The organism is Variovorax sp. J22R115 (genome assembly GCF_030317005.1).
Classification (GTDB): Bacteria; Pseudomonadota; Gammaproteobacteria; order Burkholderiales; family Burkholderiaceae_C; genus Variovorax.
In genome coordinates this window covers 307,929-334,578 of sequence record NZ_JASZYM010000002.1, presented here as the reverse complement: position 1 = coordinate 334,578, position 26,650 = coordinate 307,929, and the positions used below count along the sequence as shown (strand labels likewise).

The window sequence follows — 26,650 nt, the reverse complement described above, 5'->3', positions numbered from 1 at the left end:
CTATCAATGAGTCTGGGGGCAATGAATGCGGGCCATGATAGGCGTGGTGCGCTGGCCGTGTTGTCCCAGCCGTGACGCCCCCGCCGCCTACAATCGCGCGCACTGATAGACGCCATGAAGATACTTATTTCGAACGACGACGGTTTCCAGGCTCCGGGTATCGTCGCATTGCACGACGCACTGAAGGAAATTGCCGAGGTCGAGGTGGTCGCGCCCGAGCACAACAACAGCGCGAAGTCGAACGCGCTCACGCTGGCCGCGCCGCTCTACGTGCATACCGCTCACAACGGATTCCGCTACGTGACCGGAACGCCGGCCGATTGCGTGCACATCGCGTTGAAAGGCTTGCTCGACTATCGGCCCGACCTGGTCGTGTCCGGCATCAACAACGGCGCCAACATGGGCGACGACACGATCTATTCGGGCACTGTCGGCGCCGCGATGGAGGCCTACCTGTTCGGCATCCCAGCGATCGCCTTCTCCCAGATCGAAAAGGGCTGGGCCCACATCGACGCGGCGGCCCGAGCGGCGCGGCGACTGGTCGAGCAGATCGAGCGAGATCAGATGCTTGGCGGCAACGCATTCCTTCTCAACGTCAACGTGCCGAATCTTCCCTTCGATGAACTGAAGTCGGTCCAGGTGTGTCGTCTGGGGCGTCGCCATGCCGCCGAGAAAGTGATCACGCAAGACAGTCCTCGCGGCGAGACGATGTACTGGATCGCCGGCGCGGGGGGAGCGAAGGACAGCGGCGAGGGCACCGACTTCCATGCCACCGCTGCCGGCCACATCGCGCTGACACCGTTGCAGATCGACCTGACCGATCACGCCAATCTGGGACAGTGGCGCGACACGGTGGCTCGCCTCGGCGAGCGCTCCTGACATGGCTGGCCAGCGCCCGGGATTTCCCGTGCGGCTAACGCCCACGGCTTCTGCGGCGACGCGCGGACGTTTGCCCGCGGTACCCGCCAAACCGACGGTCCACAGCACGCCTTCCATGGCGTCGGACGCGGTCCGTGCGCGGATGGTCCAGCGCCTCGCCGCTCAAGGCATTGCCGATGCGCGTGTACTGCGCGCCATGGGCACGGTGGAGCGTCACCTGTTCGTGGACAGCGCGCTGGTCAATCAGGCGTACGAGGACACCAGCCTGCCGATCGGGCTGGGCCAGACCATCTCCAAGCCCAACGTCGTGTCACGCATGATCGAATTGCTTCTCGGCGCGTCCGCATTGGCGGGCAAGCCCGGCGATCGATTGGGACGAGTGCTCGAGATCGGCACCGGCTGTGGTTACCAGGCCGCGGTGCTCAGCCACGTTGCGACCGAGGTCTACAGCATCGAGCGCTTGCGAGGGTTGCATGAACGCGCGCGCGCGAACCTTCGCCCTTTCAGGTTGGCGACAGTCCATCTATTGCTTGGCGACGGGATGATCGGCTATGCCAAGGGTGCGCCTTATGCCGGAATCATCGCGGCGGCGGGCGGGGAGGCCGTGCCGGAAGCGTGGATTACGCAGTTGGCGGTGGGCGGAAGAATCGTCGCGCCGACGCAATCCGCGACGGGCGGACAAGCCCTGGTTGTCATTGACAAAACCGCACGCGGCGTCGAGCGACGCATTCTTGAGGCGGTTCACTTTGTCCCCCTAAAATCGGGAATTGCTTGAAGGAAAAACACATGCAGGGTATTGGCAATCGGGGCTGGCTTGCCGGCATGACGCTGGTGGTTTCGCTCGTGATTGCGGGTTGTGGCGCACCGCGTGGCCCGGTGCCGGTCGAGGATCGCGGCACCATGACTCGTACGCCGGTCGCAGCCACCAACGGAGCCGCTGTTCCTGGTGTGCCGCCGATCACCACCGATGCCAGCGGCAAGCCGCTGGCCGGCATCGAGAACTACGGCAAACCGGGGTACTACGCGGTGCGTCCGGGCGACACCATTCGCCGCATCGGCACGGAAACCGGCCAGAGCTGGCAGAACATCGCGCGTTGGAACAATCTCGACAATCCTGATCTCATCGAAGTCGGCCAGGTGCTGCGGGTGATCCCGCCCGTTGGCGCAACGGCGACGGCATCCACACCGCCCGCGACGACCGACGCGTCCGGTGTCGTCACTCGGCCGGTGACACAGCCGATCGTCGCACCGAGCACCGCGGCGGCGGCTGCGGCTGCGGCTGCGGTCGCACCTGGTGCGGCGCCGAGCGCGGCAACCAAGCCGACTCCGCCGGTCACTGCGTCGCCAACGCCGCCGGCCGCCACGGCTTCGGGCGACGAGGACGTGGGCTGGATCTGGCCAGCCCAAGGATCTTTGATTGCAGGCTTCGACGAGGCCAAGAACAAGGGGCTCGATATCAGCGGCAAGGCGGGCGATTCGGTCCTCGCGGCAGCCGATGGTCGTGTCGTCTACGCAGGCGCAGGACTGCGCGGCTATGGCAACCTCATCATCCTGAAGCACAACAACACTTACCTGACCGCCTACGCCCACAATCGCACGTTGCTGGTCAAGGAAGATCAGTCGGTGCAGAAGGGGCAGAAGATTGCCGAGATGGGCAACAGCGACGCAGACCGCGTCAAGCTGCACTTCGAAATCCGCCGCCAGGGCAAGCCGGTTGATCCGGCGCGGTACCTGCCAGCGCGCTAGCGTCATGACCGCCTCTCGCCTTCGTCGCACCCCGGTCGTGCGGCGAGTGGCGGGCAACGGCGGCACCTCGGACTTCGAACCGCCGCGAGCTTCGGACTCTCCCATCCCGATGCGGGGCGCGGTGGACCGCGTCGCTGGCGAGGCGTTGGGCCTCAATGAAAATCCTCGCGAAGCAATACCCACCGACCTTGGCGGCGATGGTGGCGATTCGTTGACGATCTACCTGCGCGAGATCCGGCGCACGCAGTTGTTCACGCCCGAGGAAGAGTATGAAACCGCCTGTGCCGCACGCAGCGGTGATTTCGCAGCGCGGCAATCGATGATCGAGCACAACCTGCGGCTGGTCGTCAATATCGCCAAGTCCTACCTCGGACGCGGCGTGCCGATGGCGGACTTGATCGAAGAGGGCAACCTCGGTCTCATGCATGCGATCAACAAGTTCGAACCGGAGCGCGGCTTCCGCTTCTCGACCTATGCAACCTGGTGGATTCGGCAATCCATCGAACGCGCGGCAATGATGCAGGCGCGCGCCATCCGCTTGCCGGTGCATGTGGTGCGTGAGTTGCAACAGGTGATGCGCGCGCGTCGTGCGCTGGAGGGCGACCCCGAATTCATTGCCCGTCGTCCGGATGGCGTGCGCGTCGAAGATGTCGCAGCGCTTCTGGGCCGCGAGGTGCAGGAAGTGGCGGACCTGATGGCGCTCGCCGAGGCACCGCGCTCGCTCGACGCCGGTGCTGAGCGCGGCGACGACAGCTTCACGTTGGCAGACACGGTGGCGTCGGACGACGAAGGCGGCGATCCTACGGGCGTCACACAGACGCACGAGGTCGAGAAACTGCTCGATCAGTGGATCCTGGTATTGACCGAGCGCGAACGCGAAGTGCTCGAAGGCCGGTACGGCCTGCATGACCGTGATCCGGAGACGCTGGAAGTGTTGAGCGTTCGTCTTGGACTGACCCGCGAGCGCGTCCGGCAGATCCAGAATGAGGCGCTGGCCAAGATGCGCCGGCAACTGGCGCGCGCAGGCGTGCAGCGTGACGCGCTCCTGTAGGGCCCGAGGAGCGCGCTTCCCGCGGCCTGAGACAATCCAGGCATGACGGAATCGATTGAAAAGAAGGAAGCGCAGCGCCCCCGCGATGAATGGCTGCAGGTGGAGTCGCTCGATCTCGACGCGCAGGGTGTGGCGCACAAGGCCGACGGCATGGTGGTGTTCATCGAAGGCGCATTGCCCTTCGAAGAGGTGCAGTTCAACGTGCACCGGAAGAAGAACAACTGGGAGCAGGGCACTGTGACGGCGATTGCCCGTGAATCTTCGCAGCGCGTGCGACCCGGGTGCCCGCACTTCGGCTTGCATGCCGGTGCCTGCGGGGGCTGCAAGATGCAACACCTCGATGCAGCCGCACAGGTTGCGGTGAAGCAGCGATCGCTCGAGGACAACCTCTGGCACCTCGGCAAGGTGCGGCCCGAGAACGTGCTGCGCCCGCTCGAAGGACCCTCCTGGCACTATCGCTATCGTGCGCGCCTTTCCGTGCGTCACGTGGTGAAGAAGGGTACGGTTCTCATCGGCTTCCACGAACGCAAGAGCCGCTATCTGGCGGACATGAAGGTGTGCCCCGTCTTGCCGGCGCAGGTCAGCGACATGCTCATGCCCTTGCGCGAACTGATCGGCTCGATGGACGCGCGGGAGACCTGCCCGCAAATCGAGCTGGCCTGCGGCGATTCTCCCGATGGCACGGGCCGCTTGGGTGTCATTGCCTTGGTCCTGAGGCATCTGGAGCCGTTGACCCATGCCGATGTGGCCCGGCTCAAGGCTTTTGCATCAAAGAACGAAGGCGTTCAATGGTGGCTGCAATCCAAGGGGCCCGAGACCGTCAAGTTGCTGGAAGAGGGCGGAGAGCCGCTGGCTTATGGGCTCCCCGAGTTCGGTGTCACGATGCCCTTCAAGCCGACCGATTTCACACAGGTCAACCCGCACATCAATCGCGTGCTGGTCGGCCGCGCGTTGCGGCTGCTCGATGTGCGGCCCGATGAACGCGTGATCGACTGGTTCTGTGGACTGGGCAATTTCACCTTGCCGTTGGCGAGCCGGGCTCGCGAGGTGCTGGGCATCGAAGGCAGTGACACGCTGGTGGCGCGTGCCACGGACAACTACGAGCGCAATCGCCCCGCGGTGCCCGGGCGGCGCGCGCTGGCATCAACGAGCTTCGTTGCGCGCAATCTGTTCGAGATGACGCCTGCGATGCTGGTAGCAGACGGCGCTGCGGACAAGTGGCTGGTCGACCCGCCGCGCGAAGGCGCGTTTGCGCTGGCCAAGGCGCTCGCGGATCTGCACCAGCAGGTCGAATTGCATCGGGGCGGCTGGGCTCCGCCCAAGCGGATCGTTTATGTGAGCTGCAACCCCTCTACGCTGGCGCGCGATGCGGGCCTGCTGGTTCATCAGGCCGGGTATCGATGCACCTTCGCGGGGGTGGTCAACATGTTCCCGCACACCTCGCACGTGGAATCGATCGCAGTATTCGATCTCGCATGAAAAAAGGGCCCTTGGGGGCCCCTTTTTCTGATGTGGCGAGACCTCTCAGTCGCGCTCGCCGCCGAAGATGCCGAGCAGGGCCAGGAGGCTCTGGAATACATTGAACAGATCGAGGTACAGCGCCAGCGTGGCGCTGATGTAGTTGGTCTCGCCGCCGTCCATGATCTGCTTCAGGTCGTACAGCATGAAGGCCGAGAATATGCCGATCGCGGCGACCGAGATTGCCATCATGCCTGCGCTCGAGCCCACGAATACGTTGATGATGGCGCCGACCATCAGGACGATCGCGCCGACGAAGAGCCATTTGCCCATGCCGGAGAGGTCGCGCTTGATCACCGTGGCCAAAGAAGCCATCACGAAGAACACGCCAGCGGTGCCGCCGAAGGCGGTCATGATCAACTCCGAGCCATTCTTGAAGCCCAGCACCATCGCGATCAGCCGCGACAGCATCAGGCCCATGAAGAAGGTGAAGGCCAGCAGCACCGGCACGCCGGCAGCAGAGTTTTTGGTCTTCTCGATCGCGAATATGAAGCCGAACGCACCGCCCATGAACACCATGAGGCCGAGGCCGCCACCGAGAGAGCGGGTGATGCCGGTGGCAACGCCGAGCCAAGCGCCGAGCACTGTGGGCAGCAGGCTCAGGGCGAGCAGCCAGTAGGTATTGCGCAGGACGCGCTGACGGTCTGCCTGCGGCAACGTCTGGCCGTAGCCGACGGTGGTGTCGAGGGTGTTGACGCGGTCGTTCATTGCTGAAACTCCAGGGGTTTGCTGCAAAGATGCAGTTGGGCGCATTCTAGGACCCTGCAAGGGCCACCGATCAGAAAGACCTGGGTTCGGATATTCCTATCTGCGTCAAGGGCTCTATCGGTCCCAAACGCTATGCTTCGGGATTACGCAACTTCCCTCAAGACCATGAAGACCAAGTCATTCCTCGAACTCGCCGATGTCAAGGCCATTGCCGCCGCCGCCGAAGCCGAGGCCCTCAAGAACAACTGGGCCGTGACCATCGCCATCGCCGATGACGCAGGCAATCTGCTGTGGTTGCAGCGACTGGACGGCGCGGCAGCGTTGTCGTCCCACATTGCGCCAGCCAAGGCCCACACGGCTGCGATGGGACGCCGCGAAAGCAAGACTTACGAAGACATGATCAATGGTGGTCGCACTTCGTTCCTGACGGCGCCGGGCGTCACGGGCCTGCTGGAAGGCGGCGTGCCAATCGTCAAGGATGGCCACGTCATCGGCGCGGTGGGCGTGAGCGGCGTGAAGTCGAACGAGGACGCCCAGATCGCCAAGGCGGGCATCGCGGCAATCGGTCTCTGAGCACCGCCCCGTCAAAAGCAAAACGCCGACTGCGAGGTCGGCGTTTTTCGTTGGCGGTCCAAGGTGGAAAAAGAGCTTGGCTAGTCGGCGAACCGTTGGCTAGCAAAAAACGACCCTTCGGAGATGAATCTCCTCGAGTCGCCCCACGATGAAACTTGCGCGAGGGGCGGACTGAACCTTATTTGGTCAGGATCAGCTTGCCGAGTTTGGTGGCTTGAAGTCGATAGAGGGAACCGTTGTGCAGGATGCCGACCGTCTTGCTGCCCTTGAGGAGTTCAGCGCTTTCGAGCAACGGCGCCGGGCGCGCCACCTCGCTGGAAACGCGGCCACCGCCTGTATGGTCAAGCGAGGGATGGCTCAAGACGGTGAAGGCATTGGGCGTGGCTTGCATTGAAAATCCCCTTATCGAAGCGATGAGCAAATGATAATGATTCTCAATAAAAAGTCAATCGTCGCGATCGATTTTTTTGTCTTGCGCGCCTGCTTTACTTGGGATCGGGCTCGGTGATGAACCCGATCTTGCGCACGCCGGCTTCGCGCGCCGCCGACATGGCCTGCGCCACACGCTCATAGCGGACCGCCTTGTCACCGCGAATATGCAGTTCGGGCTGCGGGTCCTTGGCGGCTTCCGCGGCGAGACGCGTCTTCAGGTCGGCGTCTTCGATCTTCTGTTCGTTCCAGTAATAGCTGCCGTCGGCTGCCACCGTGAACAGGATGTTCTGCGGCTTGGTCTGCTCCGGCTCGCTCGAGGCGCGGGGAAGGTCGATGTTCACCGCATGCTTCATCACGGGCACCGTGATGATGAAGATGATGAGGAGCACCAGCATGACGTCGACCAGCGGCGTCATGTTGATCTCGTTCATCACCTCATCGGGTTCGTCCTGTGTTCCGAAAGCCATGGCGCTCAGCCTTTCTTGAGCGGAACGACCGTGGCTTCGACGCTGCCGCTTTGAACGCGCGCGCCGGTCACGAAGTAGGCATGCAGATCATGCGCAAAGCTGTTGAGCTTGGTCAGCACGAACTTGTTGCCGCGCACGAGTGCGTTGTAGCCCAGCACGGCGGGAATGGCGACCGCGAGGCCCAGCGCCGTCATGATCAGCGCTTCACCGATCGGACCGGCCACCTTGTCGATGGTTGCCTGGCCAGCAGTGCCGATGCTCATCAGTGCGTGATAAATGCCCCATACCGTGCCGAACAACCCGATGAACGGCGCCGTCGAGCCGACCGAAGCGAGGACGGCGAGACCGGTCTGCAGGCGCGCCGTGAACTCGTCGATGCCGTTGCGCAGTGCGCGCGTGATCCAGTCGCTGACGTCGAGCGCATCATGAAGATGGGCCTTGGTGTTGCGATGGTGGGCGGCCGCTTCGCGACCTTCGAGGGCCAGTGCCCGGAACGGATTGCTGTCGTTCGTGCCCAGCTTGTTGAGTGCGGTGGCGAAGTCTTCGCTGTGCCAGAAGTCTTGCGAATGCGTCGCTTGGCGCTTGTACTTGATGACGTCGAGCGCCTTGATCAGGATCACGATCCATGATGCGAGGGACATGCCGATCAAGAGCAGCGCAACGGCCTTGGTGACGAAGTCGCCCTGATGCCATACGTTCATCAGGCCAAATTGGGAATCCATACGAAGCTACTCCAGAGAAATTAATTGAGAACCCAGTTGATCGGCACGTTGAACTCCATCGGTTCAACGACCCCGTTGCGTTTGCCCGGCACGAAGCGCCAACTCATCACGGCGGCACGTGCAGCGTCGTCCAGCCGTTCGTAGCCGCTTGACGTGCGAATGCTTGCTTGTTTGGGAAGCCCGTCGACGCCGATCAGGACACGCAGGACCGTCTTGCCTTGTTCGCCGAGGCGCCTGCTCATGGCAGGGTAGACCGGCTTCGGGTTCTGCAGATAGTCGGCGTTGCTGGAAGGCAGCTGAATCGAAGGTGGTGCCGGCGGCGCAGGCGCCGGCGGCTCGGGCGGCGCCGGCGGTGCAATGGGCGCGGGTGGCGGTGGCGGTTCGACGCTGCCGGTCGGCGCGTTCGGCACCGGTGTTGGCTTGGGTTCGCGAATCGCCTGCGGGCGCGGCGGAGGCGGTGTCTTGGTGATCTGCCGCTTGGGTTCGGGTGGCGGCGGAGGAGGAGGGGGCGGTTCGACCGGCTTGGGCGGCTCGACGAACTCGCTCAGGATCGACACCGGAATGACCACCTCGGCGGCGCGGCGCAACAGCCCGCTTTGAAGCGCCCAGAGGGCGGCGACGTGAAAGAGCACCACGCCGCCTGCGATGACGGCGTTGCGCGAAAGGCCAAGGGCTGTGGGAGGGGGCGGAGAAAAGCGGCTAGACACAATCAACCATTCGAGTGCGGACACCGTCAAAGGTGCCCCGATGCAGTAAAACCGCTACGCCAATTACTACTTGCGAAAAATCCACCAGACCGAGCTGGCGACGAAGATCAGGCTACCGCCGAGGGCCGCGAAGAGTTCCATGCGTTGCTTTCCTTGATGGAATTGGCAAGCTGGATCGCCACCGGCCCCGTTTCGCGATGAAGCGCGGCGACCGGATGCGAGATGCTGCACTGCGCGACCACGTCGCGCGCGCAACCTTCGCACTGGCCGCACTGGGTGGCCACGCCGAGTTCAAACTGCACTTCGTCGAAAGTCATGCCGGCTCGCACGTGACGTGCGATTTCTCGGTCGGAGACTCGGCGACATACGCAAACGATCATGGCGGTGAGAGCGGCTGTTGGCTGGCTGTTTGAAGAGGACTTGATTATAAATACGAATTCTTCGCATTTGCAATAACTATCGTGTCTTCAGGGTCGGCCCGCCAACGCCAAGCCCTCAGACCTCAGACCACATGCGCAGGAGATTGTGGTACTGGCCGGTGAGCGCGATGGATTCTTCGCATTCTCCGAGGCGACCGCGCAGTTTCTGGATCACCTGGTCCATTTCGAACAGCATGGCGCGCTGTCGGTCGTCGCGCACCATGCTCTGCAGCCAGAAGAACGAGCAGACACGCGCACCGGCCGTTACTGGGTGGACGCGGTGCAAGCTGCTGGACGGATACAGGATCAGGTCGCCCGCCGGCAGCTTGACCTCGTGCGTGCCATAGGTGTCGACCACCTCGAGTTCGCCGCCCTCGTAGTCCTCCGGATCGCACAGGAACAGCGTGCAGGACAGGTCGGTGCGCAACTGCTCGCCGCTGCCCGGTACCGAGCGCACCGAGCCGTCGACATGCAGGCCGTAGTGCTCGCCGCCCTCGTAGCGATTGAACAATGGCGGCACGAAGCGCAAGGGCAGGGCGGCCGAGAAGAAAAGTGGATTGCGTGCCAGGGCGCCGAGGATCGTCCTGCCAAGTTCGCGGCCGACCGGGGATCGCTCAGGCAACTGCCGGTTGCGCTTGACCCTCGCCCCTTGGTCGCCAACGGTCTCGCGTCCATCTACCCAGTCGGTAGCGTCCAGGCCGGCGCGAATCTCACGCACTTGATCTGTGCTGAGAACTTCGGGCACATGCAACATCATCTTGCGGATTCCTCAAAGAAATAGCCCCGCCCAAGGGGCCGAATGCGAGTGTCGCACCGCGGGGACGCGACTGGATGGACCGGGGAAGGCAACTTCACGGCTCAATAGACGTCGCGGCAATACCTTCCGCTGGACAAGAGTTCGCCCATGACGGACTCCCCGACGATCTGGCGCAGCGCCGCGTCGACGCCACCCGCCATGCCCTGCAGGCTGCCACATACGTAGATCGCGGCATCGCGCGTTACCCAGGCGCGCACTTCCTCGTGCAGTTGCAGCAGGCGATGCTGAACATAGAGCCGCTCGGACTGATCGCGCGAAAACACCATGTCGACCCGTTGCAGAACCCCGCTGTGCTGCCAGGCTTCGATTTCGTCGCGGCAGAGGAAGTCGTGCTGCACATTGCGCTCGCCGAATACCAGCCAGTTGTCCTGTCGACCCATAGCCGCACGGGCCCGCAGGTGGCTGCGGAGGCCAGCCAGGCCGGTGCCGTTGCCGATCAGCAGCAAGGGGCGGCGCGCGTTCTCGCCAAGGCGAAAGCCGCGGTGCGGGCGCAGGCGCAACTGAATCGTGTCGCCCAGGCTCAGCGTCGACGTCAGCAGCCCGGATGCGGCGCCGAGGGTGCCGTCCTGATGCTGCTCTTGCCGCACCAGGAGCTGCAGTTCGCCGTCGGCGGCGATGGAGGCGATCGAGTAGTCGCGGGGCCGTCCGGAATCGCTCGCGAGCGCCAGTTGCGCGATGTCGCCGGACTCCCAGTCGGGCGCCGGAGCGGCCGCCGGCGTGAAGGCCAGCAAATAGACCGGGGCACCCGCGCTGCCACGGTTCAGCAGGCGGCGCGAGGCGAGGCGCCAGGATGCGTCTCGCGTCTCTGGAGTGTCCGCCGTGGAGGTGTCGGGGCTGCTGCCGCATTGCGCTTGCCATTCAGCCAGCGTGGCTGGGTCCGCGTTGTCGACTTCGATGCGCTCGAAGGCACGTGTCGCGCCAGCCGCGTGGAGCCATTCGTCGAGCTGGCGCCCGAAGCGGCAGAAGTTGGCGTACTGCCGGTCGCCGAGCGCCAGCACCGCATAGCGCAGGGATGACAACTCGGCCCGCACACCCATCACGCGCTCCGCGAACACGCTGGCGCCATCGGGCGCGTCGCCTTCGCCATAGGTGCTGGCGATGAACAGGGCCCGTGGCGCGCTGCGGAGCATGGCCGTGTCGACATCGTTGAGCGCAAGCACGCGGGCGGGCGTACCGGCCTCGTGCAGCCATCGACCGGTCTGCCAGGCGAGGGCTTCAGCCTGTCCAGTCTGGCTGGCAAACAGCACCAGGGTCGCCGCGCCAGGCTGGTTGCCGGCCAGCGCCGCCGCCCGGCGGGCCGTGGCGTCGCGCAGTTGCCGCTGGCGCCAGTAGATGGTGGTGCACAACACGACATAGGCGAGCACGGTCAGGCTCGCGGCCAGCGCTCGCAGGGTGGGCTCGGTCATGGGGCGGAGTCGCTGAGTACGGGCCAGCGGTCGCTGGCGAGTCGCTGCGGCCCAGCGGCGCCGCGGCAGACGAACAGCGCGGAGATGCTGTGCCGCCGGGCGAAGGCCAGGCCCTCATGTGGACCGAGCACCGTCAGCACCGTCGCCAGTGCGTCGGCCTGCATGCAGGCCTGGTGCAGTACCGTCACCGAGGCCAGGGCGTGGATGCTCGGTTCTCCGGTACGAGGATCGAGCGTGTGAGACCAGCGCCGGCCCTGGTGCTCGCGCACGTGCCAGCGGTCGCCGGAGGTTGCGATCGCCATGTCTTCGAGTGGCATTCGCAGGAGGGGCACTGTTGATGCTTCTATCGACACTCGCCAGGGTTGGCCGTCAGGCCGCCTTCCAGCGGCACGCAGTTCGCCGCCGACCTCGAACAGGAAGTCGGACAGTCCGAGAGCCCGCAGTCCGGCGGCGCCCAGATCGACCGCGAAGCCCTTCGCGATGCCCGAAAGGTCGAGCGAGGCTCTACCTGGCTGCACGAGGCTGCGCGTGGCAAGGTCGAACCTCAGGCGCTGCCAGCCTACCTGTCCGCGCGCGTGCTCGAGCGTGGCTGGAGAAGGCGGAGCGATGGCTGATGCGCCGGCATGCGCGCCGAATCCCCATAGCGCGACCAACGGACCGATGCTCGGATCGATCGCGCCCTCACTGGCGGCCGCCCAGTCGAGCGCGCAGGCCAGCACTTCGGCGAATTCGGGATCGAGCACGTGCCGACTGCCGGTTTCAGAGCGGTTGAAGCGACTGATGGCCGAATCGGCCTCCCACGTGCTCATCTGCGCGACCACGCGGTCGAGAGCGCCCTGCACGCTGGCGCGCACCTCGTCGAGCGCCATCATGCGTGGGTTGTCGAAGCGAAGCGACCAGGTCGTGCCCATGCTGCGGCCCGCCAGGGACTGCAGCGTCGGAAGATCGGCGCGGCGCGGCTGCGGCGTATTGGCGTAGCCGTCAGCGCGCCAGGTTGCGAACGAGGGGCGTTGCGCGGCCGGATCGTTGTTGGGACTCAGGGCATCACTTCCAGGGTGGCGGCGTAACTCAGGCGGCGTTCCTTGGCCTTCGGCACCGAGGTGTTCTTGTCGGTGGTGTTGACATCGAGCCAGTACATGCCGGCCACCGGCCAGGTCACGCTGAACTGGCCCTTGGCATCGGTCTTGACCTTGAGCTCGTCGAGCTTGTCGCGGTAGCGTGTGTTGCCCAGCGTGACCGTCACTTCGAGGTCTTGGGCCGGCTTGCCGTCGAGCTGCAGCGTGAAGTTTGCCTTCTCACCCTTGACCAGGTCGGTCGGGTTGGCCGAGACCAGTTCGAGACCCTTGCCCGTCGGGCGCAGCGTGCTCGGCTTGCCGACGGTGACGAAGGTCTCGTTGCGGCCGGCCGATTGCGTGATCTCGACCTCCTGCGCATCGGCCGGGATCTGGCCGGCGATGTTCTCTGCTGTCCCACGGGCGCGCTTGGCTTGGCCGGTGGCCTTGTCCTTCCAGCGTGCGAAGACGCCGTCGTTGACGAGTGCCACGCGATAGGTGCCGGGCTGCGTGAGGTTCAGGTCGAACACGCTGCGCAGCTTGCCCTTGAACATGTTCTCCGGCTTGACCGTGCTGCCGTCGGGCGCGGTGACAGCCAGGCTGTCCAGGTTCAGTGGGTTGTGATTGAAGAAGAACAGGTCGTTCGACACCGCGGCGTCAACCGTGATCCAGTCGGCCTTCGACAACACGGTGCTCGAAGGCATCAGCCAGGCATTGTGGGCCTGGACGGCGGCGGTGCCGGCGCAGAGGGCGAGGCCGAGGGCAAGGGTGCGAAGGGAGAGCTTCATGATGGGATTCCGGTGAGGATGTAGGAAGAAGAACTCAGGGCTTGAGTTCGAGCGTGACGGCTCCGAGCTCGCTGTTGCCTGCGGCCTGCGACTGCTCGGCCTTCGCCGGTGGCCACTGAAAGGGAATGCTCACGATCTCGCGGCCACCGACCTCGCGCGCGGCCTCGACATACAGCTTGTAGGCCCCGGGGGCCAGCTTCGGCAGCGTCACCGAACCCTCGGAGAACGCGATCTGGTGCTTGCCGGCGGGGCGGGTGGCACTGCTCACACCATCGATCGGCATTTCCAGGTCGCGGCCGGTGCGTCGCCACCACTGGCGCATGTCCTTGAGCCACTTGGTGCCTTCGCCCTCGGCATTGCCGCCCTTGTTCTTGACGTCGTACCAGACCGCGAGCGTGCTGGCCACCGACTGGTCGGGCCGCTCGATCCAGGCCGCCACGTAGGGACGGTGGTACTCGGACACATTGAGCCGCGGCACTTCGATGTTGACCGTGAGCCCCGCAGCGAAGGCCGGCGCGCCGAATAGTGCGGCGAGCGCGAGGGAGTAACGAACTTGCACGAAAACCTTCTTTCCTGGATCAGTGGATGAACAGCAGCGCGAGCAGCACCGGTATCACGAGGCCCATCCCGACCATCGGCCAAGTGAAAGGCCGGTTGCCGGCGTGCATCTTGAGAATGAAAAGCCCGGTGATCGAGAACACCAGCGTGGCGGCGGCAAAGATGTCGATGAACCAACTCCATGCGGCGCCGCTGTTGCGGCCCTTGTGCAGGTCATTGAAGTAGGACAGCCAGCCGCGGTCGGTGCGTTCGTACTCGGCCTCGCCGTCGGCCAGGCTGAGCCGCAGCCAGGCATCGCCGCCGGGGCGGGGCAGGGAAAGGTAGATCTCGTCGTCCGACCATTCGGCCTCGCGGCCCGCTGTGTCGATCGACCACTGCTTGTGGATCCACTGCTGCAGGTCGGCGGGCAGTTCGGCCTTGCCCTTGTTGGCCCTTGCTTCGGGCAGTTGCTTCAGCAGCGTTGCGCGCAGGACATCGTCGGCCGTGGCGGTCCGGCTCGTCACCTTGGGCCTGGCTTCGATGCTGGCCGCATGGTTGAGCGTGAAGCCGGTGATGCCAAATAGCAGCAGGCCGATCAGGCAGAGCGCCGAACTCACCCAGTGCCATTCGTGCAGGGTCTTGAGCCAATAGGCGCGTCGGCGGTTGTCGGTGGGAGCTGCGGTCATCGAAGGCGATGATTCTAGCCTTACAGATGAGAATGAATGTTATTTGCGAGATCGTGGATCAAGAGTCGCCAGGGAGGCCGAGGTACCTGGGCGCCTCGTCGTCGCTAAGTCGAATGCTCCGAAATTGATAGCGGTGAAGTTTCGTAAAGGCGAAAAAAAGCGGGGCTGGGCCCCGCTTGGATGGTGCGTGTCGCGCGCCTATTCGATCTCGCCCATCTGCGACTGCAGGTAGTTCTGCAAGCCGACCTTGCCGACCAGATCGATTTGCGTCTCGAGAAAGTCGATGTGCTCCTCGGTGTCATCGAGGATTTCCTGGAGCAGGTCGCGCGAGACATAGTCGCGTACCGATTCGCAATGAGCGATGCCGGCCTTGATGGTCGCTTGCGCGCCGGTTTCAGCCTTGAGGTCGCACTCGAGAATTTCCGGCACGTCCTCCCCGACGTTGAGCTTGGCCAGATCCTGCAGGTTGGGCAGGCCGTCCAGCATGAAGATGCGGTCCATGAGCTTGTCGGCATGCTTCATCTCGCCGATCGACTCGTCGTATTCCTTCTTCGCGAGCTTGTCCAGACCCCAGTGCTTGAGCATCCGGTAGTGGAGGAAGTATTGGTTGATCGCAGTGAGCTCGTTCTTGAGCTGCGCCTGCAGATGATCGATGACTTGTGGGTCGCCCTTCATGGTTTTTCCTTGTTCTTAAATGGTCGATTGTGAGAGCCACTCGTGCGGCGTTGCAAGTAAACCCATGCTTTCGCGCTCTGCATGCGTGTGAGGGTGATAGGCGTTCGCATTCATAGGGGAGTGCAATGCCTTTAATAGTTCATGCCTATTAAAATTGACAGATCAGTAGTTATACTAAGCACTCGTTTTTTCATCAGCTACCAAGGAACCCTACATGTCCCTGATCAATACAGAAGTCATCCCGTTCAAGGCCACCGCATATCACAACGGCAAGTTCGTGCCTGTCAGCAACGAGAACTTCAAGGGCAAATGGTCCGTCGTCGTGTTCTACCCGGCCGACTTCACCTTCGTGTGCCCGACTGAACTCGGCGACCTGGCCGACCACTACGCAGAGTTCCAGAAGCTGGGCGTCGAGGTGTATGGCGTGTCGACCGACACCCACTTCACGCACAAGGCATGGCACGACACCTCCGACACCATCGGCAAGGTGAAGTACCCGCTGATCGGTGACCCGAGCCAGCAACTGGCCCGCGCTTTCCAGGTTCTCATCGAAGAAGGTGAAGACGCAGGTCTCGCTTACCGCGGCACCTTCGTGATCGACCCCGAAGGCAAGATCAAGACCATCGAAGTGCACGACAACGGCATCGGCCGCGACGCTGCCGAACTGCTGCGCCGCGTGAAAGCTGCCCAGTACGTGGCAGCACACCCGGGCGAAGTCTGCCCCGCCAAGTGGACCGAAGGCGCTGAAACGCTGAAGCCTTCGTTCGACCTGGTCGGCAAGATCTAAGCCGCCTCGTTCGCGCCACAGCCCGGGCGTGTCAACTCCCGGGCTTTTTTGTTCCCATCGCATTCAAGAAGAGAGTTCACCATGCTCGACGCCGGCACCAAATCACAACTCAAGAGCTATCTCGACCGCATCACGCAGCCCGTCGAGATCGTCGCATCGCTCGACGACAGCAAGGCGTCGGGCGAACTGCAGGCCCTGCTCAAGGACGTGGCTGAATCGTCGACGCTGGTGAAAGTCATCGAGAGCCGCGACGACAACCATCGCAAGCCTTCGTTCTCGATCAATCGGCCGAGCGAAAACCACGGTCCGCGTTTCGCGGGCGTGCCCATGGGGCATGAGTTCACCTCGCTGGTGCTGGCGTTGCTGCAAGTCGGCGGCTATCCGCCCAAGGTCGACGACGCGGTGCTGCAGCAGATCCGTTCGCTCGACGGCGATTTCGAGTTCGAGATCTACATTTCACTGACCTGCCACAACTGCCCGGACGTCGTCCAGGCGCTCAATCTGATGGCAGTGCAGAACCCGCGCATCAAGTCGACCATGATCGATGGCTCGCTGTTCCAGGACGAAGTCAAGGAACGCCAGATCATGGCCGTGCCCACCGTGTTCCTTAACGGAACCGAGTTCGGTCAGGGTCGCATGAGCCTGGAGGAAATCCTCGCCAAGATCGATACCAGCGGCGTCGAGCGCGAGGCCAAGAAGATCGCTGGCAAGGATCCGTTCGACGTGCTCATCGTTGGCGGTGGCCCCGCGGGCGCAGCGGCTGCGGTGTACGCGGCACGCAAGGGAATCCGCACCGGTGTGGCATCCGAACGTTTCGGCGGCCAGGTGCTGGACACCATGGGCATCGAGAACTTCATCTCGATCAAGGAAACCGAAGGGCCCAAGTTCGCGCTGGCGCTCGAGGAGCATGTGCGCAACTACGACGTCGACATCATGAATCTGCAGCGCGCGGCGGCATTGGTGCGCGGCAGTGATTTCATCGAGGTCAAGCTGGAGAGCGGGGCCTCGCTCAAGAGTCGCTCGGTGGTGATCTCCACTGGCGCACGCTGGCGCAACATCAACGTGCCCGGCGAGCACGAATACAAGAACAAGGGCGTGGCCTATTGCCCGCACTGCGACGGTCCCCTGTTCAAGGGCAAGCGCGTGGCGGTGATCGGCGGCGGCAACTCGGGCGTCGAAGCGGCAATTGACCTGGCCGGCATCGTGGGCCATGTGACCCTGATCGAGTACGACACGCAACTGCGCGCCGACGCAGTGCTGCAGCGCAAGCTGCACAGCCTGTCGAACGTCAAGGTCATCACCAACGCGCAAACGACCGAGATCACCGGCGACACGCAGAAGGTCAATGGCCTGGTCTACAAGGATCGCGCGAGTGGCGAGAGCCACTCGGTGCTGCTCGAAGGCGTGTTCGTCCAGATCGGCCTCGTGCCCAACACCGACTGGCTCAAGGGCACGGTCGAGTTGTCGAAGCATGGCGAGATCGTGGTCGACGCGAAGGGACAGACTTCAGTGCCCGGCGTGTTCGCGGCCGGCGACGCGACCACGGTGCCGTTCAAGCAGATCATCATCGCAGCCGGCGACGGTGCGAAGGCGGCGCTCAGTGCCTTCGATCACCTGATCCGCACCTCGGCGCCGGCGGAAGAGACGGTGGCCTGAACAACCTTTGATCCGACGGCACGAGCCAATATCTCTTCGCGCAGCCCGCAACCGGTTCAGTAGGTCAGCCGTTCGGGCCGCAGCTCCTGCAGGATCGTCGTCGCGATCTCCTCGATCGACTTGGTTGTCGTCGACAGCCAGCGGATGCCAGCGCGGCGCATCATCGCCTCGGCCTCGCTGACCTCGTGGCGGCAGTTTTCGAGGCTCGCGTAGCGCGAGTTCGGCCGCCGTTCGTTGCGGATCTCGCTCAGGCGCTCCGGTTGGATCGTGAGCCCGAAGATCTTCTTGCGATGCGGCATCAGGGCCGGCGGCAACTGGCGGCGGTCGAAGTCTTCGGGAATCAGCGGGTAATTCGCTGCCTTCAGGCCATGCTGCATGGCGAGGTACAGCGAGGTCGGCGTCTTCCCGCTGCGGCTCACGCCGACGAGGATCACGTCCGCGCCGTCGAGATCGCGATTGCTCTGGCCGTCATCGTGCGCCAGGCTGAAGTCGATGGCCTGGATCCGAGCGTTGTATTCCTTGCTCTTGCTGACATCGCTGAAGCGGCCGATGCGATGGTTGGACTTCATCGCCAGCTCGATTTCCAGCGGTCGGACGAAGGTGCCGAACATGTCCAGCAGCATGCCCTTGCAGCCGGTTTCGATCACCTCCAGGACTTCCATGTTGGCCAGAGTCGTGAAGACGATGGGGCGAAGCCCCTCGATCTCCGCCGTGTGATTGATTCTTCGAACCGCCTGGTGGGCCTTGTCGACCGTGTCGGTGAAAGGCAGCCGAACGTGGCGGGGCTTCATCTCGAATTGGGCGAGAACGGCGTTACCGAAAGTTTCGGCAGTGATGCCGGTTCCGTCCGAGACGAAGAAAACTGTGCGCGTGTGCATGATGTGGCGGCCTTGTCCTGCGGCACGCCGAACCGGGGCGCGCCTACAATTCGGCCCATTATCGGGAATGCGATCCGCGATTCCCGCCCCAATCTTTCCATGCACCTCCCGCCAACGCCCAGAACAAGAAAAGTGATCGCGTTGCGCCGCCTGCATGAAGCGTCGGTTTCAACTTCTGGAGCTTTCCCATGTCTGCACTCTTCGAAGCGACCGCCCTGGTCGTACCGTTTGAAAACCTGAGGATGACCGACGTCGAGTCGGTCGGCGGCAAGAACGCCAGCCTCGGCGAGATGATTTCCCAGTTGCCGCAGGGCGTGAGCGTTCCCACGGGATTCGCGACCACAGCCCACGCGTTCCGGCAGTTCCTCGCGCACGACGGTCTGGCCGACAAGATCAGCGCGAAGCTCGCGAAGCTCGATACGGAGGACGTTCGTGCCCTCGCAGCCGCCGGCGCCGAGATCCGCGCGATGGTCGAGGCACAGCCCTTCCCGGACGATCTCCAAAAAGCAATTCAGGGTGCCTTTGCAACCCTTTCGGCGGGCAACCCCCAAGCCAGCTTTGCGGTACGTTCTTCGGCGACAGCGGAAGACCTGCCGGACGCGTCCTTCGCGGGCCAGCAGGAAACCTTCCTGAACGTGGTCGGCATCGACGACGTGCTCCACAAGATGAAAGAGGTGTTCGCCTCGCTCTACAACGACCGCGCCATCAGCTACCGCGTCCACAAGGGCTTCGCGCACGACGTCGTTGCCCTGTCGGCGGGCGTCCAGCGCATGGTGCGCAGCGACCTCGGGGCTGCCGGCGTGATGTTCACCATCGACACGGAATCCGGTTTCGAGGATGTGGTTTTCATCACGTCGAGCTACGGCCTCGGGGAAACGGTGGTGCAGGGCGCGGTGAATCCCGATGAGTTCTACGTGCACAAGCCGACGCTCAAGGCCGGCAAGCGCGCGGTGATCCGCCGCAACCTCGGCTCCAAGCTGATCCAGATGGAATTCGCGACCGCCGAGGAAAAGGCGGCCAGCGGCAAGCTCGTCAAGACCACCGATGTTCCGACCGAACACCGCAACCGCTATTCGCTGAGCGACGTCGACGTCGAGCAACTCGCCAAATACGCGCTCGTGATCGAGGAGCACTACGGCCGTCCGATGGACATCGAATGGGGCAAGGACGGCACCGACGGTCAGCTCTACATCCTTCAGGCGCGGCCCGAAACCGTGAAGAGCCAGCAGCAGGGCAAGGCCGAGCAGCGCTACAAGCTTCTCGGCAGAGGCGCCGTGCTGGCCGAGGGGCGCGCGATCGGGCAGAAGATCGGGACCGGGCCGGTGCGCCTTGTCCACAACATCAGCGAAATGGACAAGGTGCAGGCCGGCGACGTGCTTGTGACCGACATGACCGACCCGAACTGGGAACCGGTGATGAAGCGCGCGGCAGCGATCGTCACCAATCGTGGTGGGCGTACCTGCCACGCGGCCATCATCGCGCGCGAGCTGGGTATCCCGGCGGTCGTGGGCTGCGGTGATGCGACGGACCTGCTCAAGGACGGCACACTGGTGACCGTCAGCTGCGCGGAAGGCGATACCGGTTTCATCTACGACGGCTTGCTCGAGACCGAAGTGACCGAGGTCACGCGCGGCGAGATGCCCGAGATCGACCTCAAGATCATGATGAACGTGGGCAACCCTCAGCTTGCTTTCGACTTTGCCCAGTTGCCGAATCACGGCGTGGGTCTGGCGCGCCTCGAGTTCATCATCAACAACAACATCGGCGTGCACCCGAAGGCGATCCTCGACTACCCCAATGTCGACGCGGACCTCAAGAAGGCGGTGGAGTCGGTCGCACGCGGCCACGCGTCTCCCAGGGCCTTCTATGTGGACAAGGTGGCAGAAGGCATCGCGACGATCGGTGCGGCGTTCTGGCCCAAGGCGGTGATCGTGCGCCTGTCCGACTTCAAGTCGAACGAATACCGCAAGTTGATCGGCGGCAGCCGCTACGAGCCCGAGGAAGAAAACCCGATGCTCGGCTTCCGCGGCGCGGCGCGCTACCTCAGCAAGGATTTCGGCGAGGCGTTTGCCATGGAGTGCGAAGCGCTCAAGCGTGTGCGCAACGAGATGGGCCTGACCAACGTGCAAATCATGGTGCCCTTCGTGCGCACCCTGGGCCAGGCAGAGCGCGTGACGAGCCTGCTCGGCGAGCACGGCCTGAAGCGCGGCGAGAACGAGCTCAAGCTGATCATGATGTGCGAGGTGCCGAGCAACGCGATCCTTCCGGAGGAATTCCTGAAGTACTTCGACGGCTTCTCGATCGGGTCCAACGACCTGACCCAACTCACCCTGGGCCTGGACCGGGACTCGGGTCTCGAACTGCTTGCCGCAGATTTCGACGAGCGGGATCCGGCTATCAAGGCGCTTCTCGAACGCGTCATCAAGGCATGCAAGTCGCAAGGCAAGTACGTCGGCATTTGCGGGCAGGGGCCCAGCGACCATCCGGATTTCGCGCTGTGGTTGGCCGAGCAGGGAATTGAATCGATCTCGCTCAATCCCGACAGCGTGATCGATACCTGGCAGCAGCTCGCGAAGCGCTGACGCGAGGGGCGGCGGCGGATGCTTGTCACCGCCGCGCAACGACATTGTTCACAGCTGAGGTCGTAATCCCTATGTCAGCTTGGTGTACTTGAAACCAAATGAATCTTTGGTGTCAAACTTACCACTCACAGGGGGATGCACCTCCGAGAGCGCGCACATGGGCCGTATGTCGGTCTCGAAGGCGCTCCGGACTTCCGCGTCCAGGAACACATGATTCTTGTCAAGACAGAAGCCGGGCACCAAGCGCTCAAGGACCGATCCGTGCGGCTCACGCCCCGGCAACGCTCCGCATTCATCCTCTTCGACGGCAAACGCTCGTTGAACGACGTGCTCGAAGCCGGCATGGGCATTGCGCGAGAGGACATCGACAAGATGGTCGAACTCGGGCTGCTAGGGCAAGTGGGCGGATCTTCGGATGCGGCCAACGCTGGGGCAGACGGTAAGCCAGCCATGCCGGACGTCCCGGCGCGCGTGCCGTCGGCGCCTCCGACCGAGATGCTGCCCGTTGCCTCATCGTTGCCCTCGGAGCGCTCGAGCCAGCAGCGCTACAAGGACGCCTATCCGATCGCTACGCAACTCACGGGAAGCCTCGGGTTGCGGGGGTTCAGACTCAATCTGTCGGTCGAAGGAACCTCGACGTACGAGGAACTGGTCGAGCTCCTGCCGAAGATTCGGGCCGCCGTAGGCCCGGAGAAGGTGGCCGCACTGGAACTCGCGCTGGTCGGGTGATCGGTCACGGGCCTGCCGGCAGCGTTTGACTGCTATAATTTCCGGCTTTGCCTTGCCACACCGCGACCGACGCTGCGGGTGGCTTTATCCCTTCTACGGAAGATCCACAAGGAGTGCCATGCGTCACTACGAAATCATTTTGCTGATCCACCCGGATCAGAGCGAGCAAGTTCCGGCCATGCTGGAGCGCTACAAGGGCCTGATCACCGCCGGCGGCGGCAAGGTCCACCGCGTCGAAGACTGGGGCCGCCGCCAGCTGGCTTACCAGATCAACAAGCTCAACAAGGCGCATTACCTGTGCGTCAACATCGAGGCTGAACAAGCCGTGATGGCCGAGCTCGAGCACGCGTTCAAGTTCAACGACGCTGTTCTGCGCCACCTCACCGTGGTCAAGAAGAAGGCCGATACCGGTCCTTCGTCGATGATGAAGACGGTCGAGCGCGAAGAGGCCCGCAAGGCCCAGCAGGCCGAATACGCCGCCAACAACAACTGATGGTGTGAGTGCTGCCGCAGTCAATCAGCTGGTGCTGACTGCCTGCGTCGCCGAACTCGGAGCCCTGCGTTTCACTCCTGCCGGATTGCCCGCCGTCGACCTCAGACTCGAACACGAGTCGACAGTCTCCGAGGCGGGGCAACCCAGGCAGATCAAGGCGGCCCTCAAGGCCGTGGCGTTCGGCGCAGTGGCCGAGCGACTCGCAAGGCAGGCGTTGGGAAGTCTCTGGCGATTCCAGGGATTTCTCGCAACCCCGGGCAACGGCAAGCATCCGGTTCTGCACATCCAGGATTTTCAGCAAGATTAATTTTCGACAAGAGGTCCCTCAATGGCCACGTTCAAGAAATTCAACAAAGACAAGCGCCCGAAGCGCAATACCCAGTCGCTGCTGTTCAAGCGCAAGCGCTTCTGCCGCTTCACCGTCGCTGGCGTCGAAGAAATCGACTACAAGGACATCGACACCCTGCGCGATTTCATCAGCGAAAACGGCAAGATCATCCCCGCACGCCTGACCGGCACGCGCGCGATCTACCAGCGCCAGCTCAACACCGCGATCAAGCGCGCACGCTTCCTCGCAATGGTGCCGTACAGCGACCAACACCGCGTCTAAGGAGCAAGACACCATGCAAGTCATTCTTCTGGACAAAGTCGTCAACCTCGGCGTGCTCGGCGAGATCGTCAAGGTCAAAGACGGCTACGCACGCAATTTCCTGATTCCGTCGGGTCGCGCACGCCGCGCCACCGAAGCCAACAAGGCCGAATTCGAAGCCAAGCGCGTCGAACTCGAAAAGGCCGCGGCCGCCAAGCTGGCCGAATCGCAAGCCCAGGGCGAAAAGCTCGGCGGCACGACCGTCAAGCTGACGCAGAAGGCCGGCGTTGACGGCCGTCTGTTCGGTTCGGTCACCAACCACGACATCGCCGAAGAGCTGAACAAGCAAGGCTATAAGGTTGCGAAGTCGCAGGTGCGTATGCCCAACGGCCCGATCAAGGTGGTCGGCGACAGCACCGTCAGCGTCGCACTGCACACCGACGTGGTGGTCGATATCACCGTCACGGTGTACGGCGAAAGCGCCTGATCACCGAGCGCGCCTCGTGCGCGTCGAAAAAGCCGCCTTCGGGCGGCTTTTGTTTTTCTGGCCACCTGGGTTGTCCCGCGTGGTGCACCGGAAGATCACCGTTTATTCACAGCCTTGTCCACGTGACGCAGCGCGTCGCGCGGCTTAGCATGCAAGGTTGCAAGGAGCTTCATGTCCGCCGTCTTTTCCTACGCCGATAACGATCCGTCGTCCGATCGCCAGATTGCGCAGCTGCGCATCCCCCCGCATTCGATCGAGGCCGAATCGAGCGTGCTCGGCGGCCTCCTGCTCGACAACGGTGCCTGGGACCGGATGGCCGACGTGGTGGTGGACAGCGATTTCTATCGCCATGAACACAAGCTGATCTACGCGTCCATAGGTACGCTGATCAACGCCAGCAAGCCGGCGGACGTGATCACGGTGTACGAGCAACTGCAAAACCTCGGGAAGGCGGAAGAGATCGGCGGCCTCGCATACCTCAACTCGCTCGCGCAGTACGTGCCGAGCGCAAGCAACATCCGGCGCTACGCGGAAATCGTCCGCGAGCGCTCGATCCTGCGCAAGCTGGTCAGCGCGAGCGACGAGATCGCGACCAATGCGTTCAATACGCAGGGCAAGGCGGTTGACAAGATCCTCGACGAGGCCGAACAGAAGATCTTCAACATCGGCGAAGAAGGCACCCGCATGAAGCAGGGCTTCCAGGGCATGGATACGCTGGTGGTCGAACTGCTGGATCGGGTGCAGGAGATGTCGGAGAACCCCAACGACATTACCGGCGTTCGTACGGGCTTCTACGAATTCGACAAGATGACTTCGGGTCTGCAGCCGGGCGACATGATCGTGCTGGCGGCGCGCCCGTCCATGGGAAAGACCTCGCTGGCGATCAACATCGCCGAGCACGTCGCGCTCAACGAGGGTTTGCCGGTGGCGGTGTTCTCGATGGAAATGGGTGCGTCGCAACTCGCGGTGCGTATCGTCGGCTCGATCGGCCGCATCGACCAGGGACATCTGCGGACCGGCAAGCTCACCGACGAGGAATGGCCGCGTCTCACCGAAGCGATCGAGAAGCTTCGCAATGTATCGCTGCATATCGACGAGACGCCAGGTCTGACCACCAGCGAGTTGCGTGCGAACGCCCGACGCCTGGCGCGGCAGTACGGGAAGCTCGGGCTGATCGTGGTCGACTACCTTCAGCTCATGAGCGTGTCGACCAGCATGAACGATGAGAACCGCGCGACGGCCGTGGGCGAAATCTCTCGCGGACTGAAGATGCTCGCCAAGGAACTCAAGTGCCCGGTGATCGCGTTGTCGCAGCTCAGCCGTGGCGTGGAAAGCCGCACCGACAAGCGCCCCATGATGAGCGACCTGCGCGAATCTGGCGCCATCGAACAGGATGCCGACATCATCATGTTCATCTACCGCGACGACTACTACGACAAGAACAGCAAGGAGCCGGGCGTGGCCGAAGTGATCATCAGCAAGCATCGCAATGGGCCGACGGGGACGGTCAAGCTGGCGTTCCTCAAGCCGCTCACCAAGTTCGAGAACCTCGCCGGTGGCGGCGCCGATTTCTGACCTATGACTTCTGCGGTGAATCGTATTGCCGCGATTCTTCCTGCAGGCGTCGAAGCAACTCGGCCAGCGTCTTGCCGGGTTCATCGCGAAAGCGCTCGGGCAGGACTTCGATATGGTCGATGCGGTCGATCCTGAACCCGCGAAAGTCCTGGCGGAGCTCGCACCAGGCGGAAAAGGTCCAGACCTTTCCCCAATAGAAACAGCCGAGCGGCCGGACGATGCGCTGGCTCGGGGCGCCATTGACGTCGCGGTAGTCCATGCGCAGCTTCTGGCGTGATTGCACGGCTTCACGCAAGGTCTGCAGGCGGGCGCGCGTCCCGTCGTCGAGTGCGTAGGCCGGCGCGTAGAGCGCAAGGCTTTCGGCCGAGATCCGCGCTGCCGGAGACAAAACCGACAGGATCTTGCATAGCGCAGTCTCGATGTCCCGCGCCATCGCGGGATCGACCCAGCTTTGCGCCATCCGCGCCGACGCCACCAGTGCCGCCGCTTCATCCTGCGTGAACATCAGCGGCGGTACGTCGAAGCCTGCGCCGATGCGATAGCCGACGCCGGCTTCGCCCTCGATGGGCACTCCCTGGCGCTGAAGGTCGGCCACGTCGCGGTACACCGTTCGATCCGACACCTCGAGGCGTTGCGCCAGGAAGGTGGCGGTCGTGAGTCGTCTCCCGCGAATGAGCTGGACGATCTGGAACAGGCGGTCTGCGCGACGCATAAAGGGAGATTAGCGCATGAGCTTCTTCTCGAAGTCCTCGACGAAATATCGCCGTCCGCGCTGGACCACGGTGTGACCTTCGGATTCGAGCCGTTGCATGAGTTCATCGAGGCCGCCCGGATACTTGAGATTCAGCTCGCCGTTGGCTTTCAAGGTGCGCCAGTAGGGCGTGATATCTGCAACGCCGGCCTGCCGGTCTTCTTCGGCGGCCTGGGCCGCCATGCTCGCGAAGATGGCCGTTGTCACCGTGCAGCCGATCGTGGTGCCGTGCTGAAGGGCCAGTTGCTGTCCGATGCCGAAGACCGTGACCAGGCGACCTTCCGGCACGCGCTTCATCGCTTGGTCGACCTCGCGAGGGGAGGGCGTCACGATCGTCCCGTGTCCGTGGCGCTGCTGCATGCGCTCCGGAATCGGCTTGATGTCGGGCAGCGTGGGATAGCCGGCGAGCCTCTCTCGCCAGCTTTTGCCGTTCCTCGCGATGGCCGAACCCATGTCAATCCAATTCGACTCCGATGTGGATGGCGACCTGTTCCGGGCCGCTGTAGGCCTCGAAGTCGCTCCGGTAGCGGCGCTTGATTTCGCGGTGCTTCTCGAAATACTGCCAGATCGCCCTCCACACGGCGAGCACCATCTCCGGCATTTCGCCTTGCCCAGTAAAGACCAGGTAGTCGCCCCCCTCGATCCGGACCGCCGACGGCCCATCCGACACCGCGACGCCGGTTGTGATGTCGAACACTCCGTGCGTGTCTGCCGCGCAGGCGGAATAAACGCCGAAGAGCCGCATGTCGTTCATCCGGTGCGGCGTCTTTTCGTACACGCGCTCGTCGAAAAAGCGATCCCACAGTGCACCGATCTGCGCAGCGCCCGGGTCGCTGTCGTCGCGATGAGTGGTTCGCCCGGAGACGCCAGCGACGTTGAAGGCGTCGACGCGTCGAAGTTGGGGCTGTGATTGAGTCTGCATGTGTCGCTCCATGTGAAA

32 protein-coding genes are annotated in these 26,650 nt (G+C 63.4%); 15 read left to right on the top strand and 17 right to left on the bottom strand.

Annotation, left to right across the window (positions count from 1 at the left end):
* The first annotated feature begins 114 nt into the window (after window positions 1-114).
* The 5 genes from surE to rlmD are packed head-to-tail and all read left to right on the top strand — an operon-like array spanning window position 115 to window position 5,155.
* Window positions 115-879 (top strand): 5'/3'-nucleotidase SurE, encoded by a 765-nt coding sequence (gene surE / locus QTI04_RS04560; RefSeq protein WP_286614343.1) that lies wholly within the window; start codon window positions 115-117, stop codon window positions 877-879.
* Between the two features lies 1 nt (window position 880).
* On the top strand, window positions 881-1,654 hold the full coding sequence (locus tag QTI04_RS04555) for a protein-L-isoaspartate(D-aspartate) O-methyltransferase (protein ID WP_286614342.1): 774 nt from the start codon (window positions 881-883) through the stop codon (window positions 1,652-1,654).
* A gap of 11 nt (window positions 1,655-1,665) precedes the next feature.
* On the top strand, window positions 1,666-2,625 hold the full coding sequence (locus QTI04_RS04550) for a peptidoglycan DD-metalloendopeptidase family protein (RefSeq protein WP_286597682.1): 960 nt from the start codon (window positions 1,666-1,668) through the stop codon (window positions 2,623-2,625).
* Window positions 2,626-2,629: 4 nt separating this feature from the next.
* Window positions 2,630-3,676, top strand: a complete 1,047-nt coding sequence (locus QTI04_RS04545; RefSeq protein ID WP_286597683.1) for a sigma-70 family RNA polymerase sigma factor — start codon at window positions 2,630-2,632, stop codon at window positions 3,674-3,676.
* Between the two features lie 42 nt (window positions 3,677-3,718).
* Window positions 3,719-5,155, top strand: a complete 1,437-nt coding sequence (gene rlmD / locus QTI04_RS04540) for a 23S rRNA (uracil(1939)-C(5))-methyltransferase RlmD (RefSeq protein ID WP_286614341.1) — start codon at window positions 3,719-3,721, stop codon at window positions 5,153-5,155.
* A 45-nt stretch (window positions 5,156-5,200) separates the two neighbouring features.
* Here rlmD and QTI04_RS04535 read toward each other — a convergent pair whose 3' ends face one another.
* Entirely contained in the window at window positions 5,201-5,902 is a 702-nt protein-coding gene (locus tag QTI04_RS04535; RefSeq protein WP_286597685.1) for a Bax inhibitor-1/YccA family protein, read from the bottom strand.
* Between the two features lie 165 nt (window positions 5,903-6,067).
* Between QTI04_RS04535 and QTI04_RS04530 the strand changes: the two genes are divergently transcribed.
* Window positions 6,068-6,475 (top strand): heme-binding protein, encoded by a 408-nt coding sequence (locus QTI04_RS04530; RefSeq protein ID WP_286597686.1) that lies wholly within the window; start codon window positions 6,068-6,070, stop codon window positions 6,473-6,475.
* Window positions 6,476-6,653: 178 nt separating this feature from the next.
* Here QTI04_RS04530 and hemP read toward each other — a convergent pair whose 3' ends face one another.
* From hemP to bfr, 12 genes are all read right to left on the bottom strand, one after another.
* Window positions 6,654-6,866, bottom strand: coding sequence for a hemin uptake protein HemP (gene hemP, locus QTI04_RS04525; protein WP_286597687.1), 213 nt, complete (start codon window positions 6,864-6,866; stop codon window positions 6,654-6,656).
* A 94-nt stretch (window positions 6,867-6,960) separates the two neighbouring features.
* Complete coding sequence (locus QTI04_RS04520; protein ID WP_286614340.1) at window positions 6,961-7,374, bottom strand: biopolymer transporter ExbD; 414 nt, start codon at window positions 7,372-7,374, stop codon at window positions 6,961-6,963.
* A gap of 5 nt (window positions 7,375-7,379) precedes the next feature.
* Window positions 7,380-8,096 carry a MotA/TolQ/ExbB proton channel family protein gene (locus QTI04_RS04515; protein WP_286597689.1) on the bottom strand — a complete coding sequence of 239 codons (717 nt, stop codon included), beginning with the start codon at window positions 8,094-8,096 and terminating at the stop codon, window positions 7,380-7,382.
* Between the two features lie 20 nt (window positions 8,097-8,116).
* A complete protein-coding gene (locus QTI04_RS04510) occupies window positions 8,117-8,809 on the bottom strand; it encodes an energy transducer TonB (RefSeq protein ID WP_286614339.1) in 693 nt (230 codons plus the stop codon).
* Between the two features lie 101 nt (window positions 8,810-8,910).
* Entirely contained in the window at window positions 8,911-9,183 is a 273-nt protein-coding gene (locus QTI04_RS04505; protein WP_286597691.1) for a bacterioferritin-associated ferredoxin, read from the bottom strand.
* 115 nt (window positions 9,184-9,298) lie between these two features.
* On the bottom strand, window positions 9,299-9,979 hold the full coding sequence (locus QTI04_RS04500; protein ID WP_286614338.1) for a Fe2+-dependent dioxygenase: 681 nt from the start codon (window positions 9,977-9,979) through the stop codon (window positions 9,299-9,301).
* A gap of 101 nt (window positions 9,980-10,080) precedes the next feature.
* Entirely contained in the window at window positions 10,081-11,445 is a 1,365-nt protein-coding gene (locus QTI04_RS04495) for a sulfite reductase subunit alpha (RefSeq protein ID WP_286614337.1), read from the bottom strand.
* Window positions 11,442-12,356 carry an FAD:protein FMN transferase gene (locus QTI04_RS04490; RefSeq protein WP_286614336.1) on the bottom strand — a complete coding sequence of 305 codons (915 nt, stop codon included), beginning with the start codon at window positions 12,354-12,356 and terminating at the stop codon, window positions 11,442-11,444. Before QTI04_RS04490 ends, QTI04_RS04495 begins: the two co-directional genes overlap by 4 nt.
* 125 nt (window positions 12,357-12,481) lie before the next feature.
* Window positions 12,482-13,285 carry a DUF4198 domain-containing protein gene (locus tag QTI04_RS04485; RefSeq protein ID WP_286614335.1) on the bottom strand — a complete coding sequence of 268 codons (804 nt, stop codon included), beginning with the start codon at window positions 13,283-13,285 and terminating at the stop codon, window positions 12,482-12,484.
* Window positions 13,286-13,319: 34 nt separating this feature from the next.
* Window positions 13,320-13,844 (bottom strand): DUF2271 domain-containing protein, encoded by a 525-nt coding sequence (locus tag QTI04_RS04480; protein ID WP_286614334.1) that lies wholly within the window; start codon window positions 13,842-13,844, stop codon window positions 13,320-13,322.
* A gap of 19 nt (window positions 13,845-13,863) precedes the next feature.
* Window positions 13,864-14,508, bottom strand: a complete 645-nt coding sequence (locus QTI04_RS04475; protein WP_286614333.1) for a PepSY-associated TM helix domain-containing protein — start codon at window positions 14,506-14,508, stop codon at window positions 13,864-13,866.
* A 198-nt stretch (window positions 14,509-14,706) separates the two neighbouring features.
* Entirely contained in the window at window positions 14,707-15,183 is a 477-nt protein-coding gene (bfr, locus tag QTI04_RS04470; RefSeq protein WP_286597698.1) for a bacterioferritin, read from the bottom strand.
* Window positions 15,184-15,397: 214 nt separating this feature from the next.
* On the opposite strand from bfr, the gene ahpC reads away from it, so the two are divergent.
* Window positions 15,398-15,970 carry an alkyl hydroperoxide reductase subunit C gene (gene ahpC / locus QTI04_RS04465; RefSeq protein ID WP_286597700.1) on the top strand — a complete coding sequence of 191 codons (573 nt, stop codon included), beginning with the start codon at window positions 15,398-15,400 and terminating at the stop codon, window positions 15,968-15,970.
* 81 nt (window positions 15,971-16,051) lie between these two features.
* Window positions 16,052-17,626 carry an alkyl hydroperoxide reductase subunit F gene (gene ahpF, locus QTI04_RS04460; RefSeq protein WP_286597701.1) on the top strand — a complete coding sequence of 525 codons (1,575 nt, stop codon included), beginning with the start codon at window positions 16,052-16,054 and terminating at the stop codon, window positions 17,624-17,626.
* Between the two features lie 56 nt (window positions 17,627-17,682).
* On the opposite strand, the gene QTI04_RS04455 is transcribed toward ahpF, so the two are convergent.
* Entirely contained in the window at window positions 17,683-18,504 is an 822-nt protein-coding gene (locus QTI04_RS04455) for a pyruvate, water dikinase regulatory protein (RefSeq protein ID WP_286597703.1), read from the bottom strand.
* 188 nt (window positions 18,505-18,692) lie between these two features.
* On the opposite strand from QTI04_RS04455, the gene ppsA reads away from it, so the two are divergent.
* From ppsA to dnaB, 7 genes are all read left to right on the top strand, one after another.
* Entirely contained in the window at window positions 18,693-21,086 is a 2,394-nt protein-coding gene (gene ppsA, locus QTI04_RS04450) for a phosphoenolpyruvate synthase (protein WP_286614332.1), read from the top strand.
* 210 nt (window positions 21,087-21,296) lie between these two features.
* Complete coding sequence (locus tag QTI04_RS04445) at window positions 21,297-21,815, top strand: hypothetical protein (RefSeq protein WP_286614331.1); 519 nt, start codon at window positions 21,297-21,299, stop codon at window positions 21,813-21,815.
* A 118-nt stretch (window positions 21,816-21,933) separates the two neighbouring features.
* Window positions 21,934-22,308 carry a 30S ribosomal protein S6 gene (rpsF, locus tag QTI04_RS04440; RefSeq protein WP_028253450.1) on the top strand — a complete coding sequence of 125 codons (375 nt, stop codon included), beginning with the start codon at window positions 21,934-21,936 and terminating at the stop codon, window positions 22,306-22,308.
* 4 nt (window positions 22,309-22,312) lie between these two features.
* A complete protein-coding gene (priB, locus tag QTI04_RS04435) occupies window positions 22,313-22,615 on the top strand; it encodes a primosomal replication protein N (protein ID WP_286597706.1) in 303 nt (100 codons plus the stop codon).
* A gap of 21 nt (window positions 22,616-22,636) precedes the next feature.
* A complete protein-coding gene (gene rpsR / locus QTI04_RS04430; RefSeq protein WP_007830781.1) occupies window positions 22,637-22,918 on the top strand; it encodes a 30S ribosomal protein S18 in 282 nt (93 codons plus the stop codon).
* A 13-nt stretch (window positions 22,919-22,931) separates the two neighbouring features.
* Complete coding sequence (gene rplI / locus QTI04_RS04425; protein WP_286597707.1) at window positions 22,932-23,384, top strand: 50S ribosomal protein L9; 453 nt, start codon at window positions 22,932-22,934, stop codon at window positions 23,382-23,384.
* A gap of 171 nt (window positions 23,385-23,555) precedes the next feature.
* Complete coding sequence (gene dnaB / locus QTI04_RS04420) at window positions 23,556-24,959, top strand: replicative DNA helicase (RefSeq protein WP_286614330.1); 1,404 nt, start codon at window positions 23,556-23,558, stop codon at window positions 24,957-24,959.
* Between the two features lies 1 nt (window position 24,960).
* On the opposite strand, the gene QTI04_RS04415 is transcribed toward dnaB, so the two are convergent.
* From QTI04_RS04415 to QTI04_RS04405, 3 genes are read right to left on the bottom strand one after another with little or no spacing between them, the layout of a single operon-like run.
* Entirely contained in the window at window positions 24,961-25,671 is a 711-nt protein-coding gene (locus tag QTI04_RS04415; protein ID WP_286597710.1) for a YafY family protein, read from the bottom strand.
* A gap of 9 nt (window positions 25,672-25,680) precedes the next feature.
* Window positions 25,681-26,163: an MGMT family protein gene (locus QTI04_RS04410; protein ID WP_286597711.1), complete on the bottom strand. Its 483-nt coding sequence runs from the start codon at window positions 26,161-26,163 to the stop codon at window positions 25,681-25,683.
* Window position 26,164: 1 nt separating this feature from the next.
* On the bottom strand, window positions 26,165-26,632 hold the full coding sequence (locus QTI04_RS04405; RefSeq protein WP_286614329.1) for a GyrI-like domain-containing protein: 468 nt from the start codon (window positions 26,630-26,632) through the stop codon (window positions 26,165-26,167).
* Window positions 26,633-26,650 lie beyond the last annotated feature (18 nt).

What these genes read in the sequence shown, in the direction of transcription:
- surE (WP_286614343.1), top strand. Translation starts at nt 115, where the DNA reads ATGAAGATACTTATTTCGAACGACGACGGTTTCCAGGCTCCGGGTATC.
- QTI04_RS04555 (WP_286614342.1), top strand. Translation starts at nt 881, where the DNA reads ATGGCTGGCCAGCGCCCGGGATTTCCCGTGCGGCTAACGCCCACGGCT.
- QTI04_RS04550 (WP_286597682.1), top strand. Translation starts at nt 1,666, where the DNA reads ATGCAGGGTATTGGCAATCGGGGCTGGCTTGCCGGCATGACGCTGGTG.
- QTI04_RS04545 (WP_286597683.1), top strand. Translation starts at nt 2,630, where the DNA reads ATGACCGCCTCTCGCCTTCGTCGCACCCCGGTCGTGCGGCGAGTGGCG.
- rlmD (WP_286614341.1), top strand. Translation starts at nt 3,719, where the DNA reads ATGACGGAATCGATTGAAAAGAAGGAAGCGCAGCGCCCCCGCGATGAA.
- QTI04_RS04535 (WP_286597685.1), bottom strand. Translation starts at nt 5,902, where the DNA reads ATGAACGACCGCGTCAACACCCTCGACACCACCGTCGGCTACGGCCAG.
- QTI04_RS04530 (WP_286597686.1), top strand. Translation starts at nt 6,068, where the DNA reads ATGAAGACCAAGTCATTCCTCGAACTCGCCGATGTCAAGGCCATTGCC.
- hemP (WP_286597687.1), bottom strand. Translation starts at nt 6,866, where the DNA reads ATGCAAGCCACGCCCAATGCCTTCACCGTCTTGAGCCATCCCTCGCTT.
- QTI04_RS04520 (WP_286614340.1), bottom strand. Translation starts at nt 7,374, where the DNA reads ATGGCTTTCGGAACACAGGACGAACCCGATGAGGTGATGAACGAGATC.
- QTI04_RS04515 (WP_286597689.1), bottom strand. Translation starts at nt 8,096, where the DNA reads ATGGATTCCCAATTTGGCCTGATGAACGTATGGCATCAGGGCGACTTC.
- QTI04_RS04505 (WP_286597691.1), bottom strand. Translation starts at nt 9,183, where the DNA reads ATGATCGTTTGCGTATGTCGCCGAGTCTCCGACCGAGAAATCGCACGT.
- QTI04_RS04500 (WP_286614338.1), bottom strand. Translation starts at nt 9,979, where the DNA reads ATGATGTTGCATGTGCCCGAAGTTCTCAGCACAGATCAAGTGCGTGAG.
- QTI04_RS04495 (WP_286614337.1), bottom strand. Translation starts at nt 11,445, where the DNA reads ATGACCGAGCCCACCCTGCGAGCGCTGGCCGCGAGCCTGACCGTGCTC.
- QTI04_RS04490 (WP_286614336.1), bottom strand. Translation starts at nt 12,356, where the DNA reads ATGGGCACGACCTGGTCGCTTCGCTTCGACAACCCACGCATGATGGCG.
- QTI04_RS04485 (WP_286614335.1), bottom strand. Translation starts at nt 13,285, where the DNA reads ATGAAGCTCTCCCTTCGCACCCTTGCCCTCGGCCTCGCCCTCTGCGCC.
- QTI04_RS04475 (WP_286614333.1), bottom strand. Translation starts at nt 14,508, where the DNA reads ATGACCGCAGCTCCCACCGACAACCGCCGACGCGCCTATTGGCTCAAG.
- bfr (WP_286597698.1), bottom strand. Translation starts at nt 15,183, where the DNA reads ATGAAGGGCGACCCACAAGTCATCGATCATCTGCAGGCGCAGCTCAAG.
- ahpC (WP_286597700.1), top strand. Translation starts at nt 15,398, where the DNA reads ATGTCCCTGATCAATACAGAAGTCATCCCGTTCAAGGCCACCGCATAT.
- ahpF (WP_286597701.1), top strand. Translation starts at nt 16,052, where the DNA reads ATGCTCGACGCCGGCACCAAATCACAACTCAAGAGCTATCTCGACCGC.
- QTI04_RS04455 (WP_286597703.1), bottom strand. Translation starts at nt 18,504, where the DNA reads ATGCACACGCGCACAGTTTTCTTCGTCTCGGACGGAACCGGCATCACT.
- ppsA (WP_286614332.1), top strand. Translation starts at nt 18,693, where the DNA reads ATGTCTGCACTCTTCGAAGCGACCGCCCTGGTCGTACCGTTTGAAAAC.
- QTI04_RS04445 (WP_286614331.1), top strand. Translation starts at nt 21,297, where the DNA reads ATGATTCTTGTCAAGACAGAAGCCGGGCACCAAGCGCTCAAGGACCGA.
- rpsF (WP_028253450.1), top strand. Translation starts at nt 21,934, where the DNA reads ATGCGTCACTACGAAATCATTTTGCTGATCCACCCGGATCAGAGCGAG.
- rpsR (WP_007830781.1), top strand. Translation starts at nt 22,637, where the DNA reads ATGGCCACGTTCAAGAAATTCAACAAAGACAAGCGCCCGAAGCGCAAT.
- rplI (WP_286597707.1), top strand. Translation starts at nt 22,932, where the DNA reads ATGCAAGTCATTCTTCTGGACAAAGTCGTCAACCTCGGCGTGCTCGGC.
- dnaB (WP_286614330.1), top strand. Translation starts at nt 23,556, where the DNA reads ATGTCCGCCGTCTTTTCCTACGCCGATAACGATCCGTCGTCCGATCGC.
- QTI04_RS04415 (WP_286597710.1), bottom strand. Translation starts at nt 25,671, where the DNA reads ATGCGTCGCGCAGACCGCCTGTTCCAGATCGTCCAGCTCATTCGCGGG.
- QTI04_RS04410 (WP_286597711.1), bottom strand. Translation starts at nt 26,163, where the DNA reads ATGGGTTCGGCCATCGCGAGGAACGGCAAAAGCTGGCGAGAGAGGCTC.
- QTI04_RS04405 (WP_286614329.1), bottom strand. Translation starts at nt 26,632, where the DNA reads ATGCAGACTCAATCACAGCCCCAACTTCGACGCGTCGACGCCTTCAAC.